Below are 678 nucleotides of genomic sequence, written 5' to 3' on the forward strand. Positions count from 1 at the left end.
TGGACCGCAGTTGACGGCTCGGCAATTGCCCAGCCCGGCTCGTCACGCAGATCATCGCAGATCTATGCCGGTCTTGATGACATCGTCGACTTGCAGGACGATGCCGGCTCCGCGCCGCGGTCGGACGCTGCCAGGTCGAGATCGATTGCCGGGCCATCATCGAGCGTGCCTGGCGAAGGTTCGGCGGCGTCGAGCGCTGCACATGGCAGGCACCCGGAGCTCGGGCCACAGCTTGGCTCGCGGGAGCAGGCCGATTGGGGGGTAAGGCCTGCCGCCTCGCAGGAAAGTTACGATCAGTCGCAGCTTTGGCAGGAGGTGGACCAAGCTGGGCGGCGGGAATCTGCCGGCTCCGACTCGAATTGGTCGCCGCAGATTCCGTCGGATTTTGACGCGACTACGTGGCCAACGCCGAAATCCACGTCAGCTCGCTCGTCAGACATCTACCGCGGTCTTGATTCCCTGGTCGATTTGCCGTCCACACCGGCCGAGCTGCGTGATGATGCCCATTATGCCCCGCCTCCAGGTACAGCCTCCGACGCTCAGGTTGAGGCGCTCGATCCGCAAGCCTCGTCTCACGACCGCAGCGGACTGGCACTAGGCGCCACGCAATGGCTGAGCGATGAGCATATCCAGAGAGATTACGAACTTCTGGCGCAGGAGCTGCAGAGGGAAAATCCA

The 678-nt window shown here is 63.4% G+C and carries 1 pseudogene; it reads left to right on the top strand.

What is annotated here, in order from left to right:
• Positions 1 to 678 (top strand): annotated as a pseudogene (locus RFM52_RS32740) (hypothetical protein); the annotation flags it as partial.

It is taken from the genome of Mesorhizobium humile (assembly GCF_033977215.1).
GTDB classification, from domain to species: Bacteria; Pseudomonadota; Alphaproteobacteria; order Rhizobiales; family Rhizobiaceae; genus Mesorhizobium; species Mesorhizobium humile.